Origin of the sequence: Kitasatospora sp. NPDC036755, assembly GCF_040636595.1 — a bacterium.
GTDB lineage: Bacteria > Actinomycetota > Actinomycetes > Streptomycetales > Streptomycetaceae > Kitasatospora.
In genome coordinates this window covers 1-2,044 of record NZ_JBEZUT010000622.1, presented here as the reverse complement: position 1 = coordinate 2,044, position 2,044 = coordinate 1, and the positions used below count along the sequence as shown (strand labels likewise).

Sequence of the window (2,044 nt, the reverse complement as noted above, 5' to 3'; positions counted from 1 at the left end):
CACCGGCTGGCCGTCACCGGCCCCGACCCGGCGGCCCTGCGCAAGGGCCTGGACGCCTTCCTGGCGGGCCGGGCCACCGCCGGGGCCGTCCACCGCGAGACCGGGCGCGGCGAGGTGGCGCCGGTGCTGCTCTTCACCGGCCAGGGCGCCCAGTACCGGGGCATGGCCGCCGAGCTGTACCGGGCCTTCCCGGCCTTCCGCGCCGTCCTGGACGCGTGCGACCGGCTGCACCGCGAGAGCTGGGACGAGCCGCTGCTGCCGCTGCTGCTCGAACCGGCCCCGGAGGGCACCGAGGACTCCTGGACCACCGAGGCGGCGCAGCCCGCCCTCTTCGCCCTCCAGGCCGCCTACCTGCGGCTCTGGCAGGAGCTCGGGGTCCGCCCGGCGGCCGTCGCCGGGCACAGCGCCGGGGAGTACGCGGCCTTCCACGCGGCCGGCGCCCTCGACCTGGCCGACGGGATGTTCCTGACCGCGCTGCGCGGCCGGCTGATGCACCGGCTGACCGAACCGGGCGCCATGACGGTGGTCTCGGCCGGCCCGGACCGGCTCGCCCGGCTCGACGACTGGCTGCCCGGCGTGGAGCTGGCCGTGGTCAACGGCAGGGGCCAGTGCGTGCTGGCCGGCCCGCCCCGGGAGATCGCCGCCGCCGAGGCCGTGCTGGCCGCCGACGGGGTGACCACCGAACGGCTGGCCACCGACCGGGCGTTCCACTCCCGCCTGCTCGACCCGATGCTCGACCCCTTCCGCGACCAGCTGGCCCGGCTGCGGCTGCGGCCGCTGACCGTCCCGCTGGTCAGCAACCTCGACGGCGAGGTGCTGGCCGCCGGGACCGTCCCGACCCCCGAGTACTTCCTCCGCCAGACCCGGCACACCGTCCGGTTCGACCGGGTCCTCGCGGCCCTCGACGGGCAGGGCCACGAACTCTTCCTGGAGCTCGGCCCGCACCCGACGCTGACCGGCATGGGCCGCCGGGAGCTGCCGGAGCGCCACTTCGTCGCCGGCGGCCGGCGCGGCGCCTCGCCGGAGCAGCAGTTCGACGCCGCCGCGGCCGCGCTGTGGTCGCACGGCGTCCCGCTCGACTGGGCCCGCTTCGCCGCCGCCCGGGACTGGCCGGACGGACCGGCCCGCCGCGTCCCGCTGCCCACCACCGTCTTCCAACGCCGCCGCCACTGGTTCACCGCCCCTGCCCGGCCCACCACCGAGGACCCCGCCATGCGCCAGGACCCACCCCAGCAGACCGCACCGGCCTCGGCGCCGGCCGCCGTACCCGACTCCGCACCGACGCCGAGCCCCGAGGAACTCGCCGAGCAGGCCGTCCTGCGGCAGGTCGTCGAGCAGACGGCCCGCCAGCTCGGCTACGACGAGGACGCGGTCGGCACCGACGAGCCCTTCTTCGACCTGGGCGCCGACTCCCTCTCGATGATCAACATGATCCGGGACCTGGAGCGCGCGTTCCGGGTGCGGGTGTCGATGCGCGAGCTGTTCGAGGCGGCCGACACCCCGGCCCGGCTGGCCGGGCTGATCGCCTCCCGGCTGGAGCCCGCGGTGCTGGCCACCCTGCTGCCGGCCGCCGAGCCGGAGCCCGTGGCGGTTCCGGAGCCCGCGCCCGCGCCCGTCGTGGTCGAGGCCCCCGCGCCCGCGCCGACGGCCCCGGTCGTCCAGGCCGCCCCGGCCGCTCCGGTCGTTCCGGCGGTCCAGGCGCCGGCGCCACAGCCCGTGCCCGCCGCACCGGCCGTACTCGCCGTACCCGCCGCACCGCAGGCCCCGCAGGCCCCCGCCGCGCTCTCCCCGGTGACCGACGGCACCGGCCTGATCGAGCGCCAGCTCGCGCTGCTCGGCCAGTTCTCCGACCTGATGCGCGACCAGCTCGGCCTGCTGGCGGGCGGTGCGCCCGCACTCCCCGCGGCGCCCGTCCCCGCGGCCCTGCCGGCCGCCGTGCCCGCCGCACCGGCCGTACTCGCCGTACCCGCCGCACCGCAGGCCACGCAGGCCCCCGCCGCGCTCTCCCCGGTGACCGACGGCACCGGCCTGATCGAGCGCCAGC

1 protein-coding gene is annotated in these 2,044 nt (G+C 78.3%); it reads left to right on the top strand.

Features of this window, described 5'->3' with window-relative positions:
* Nucleotides 1-2,044: acyltransferase domain-containing protein (locus AB0E96_RS40610; protein ID WP_359831811.1), on the top strand; the 2,044-nt coding region annotated here is incomplete at both ends.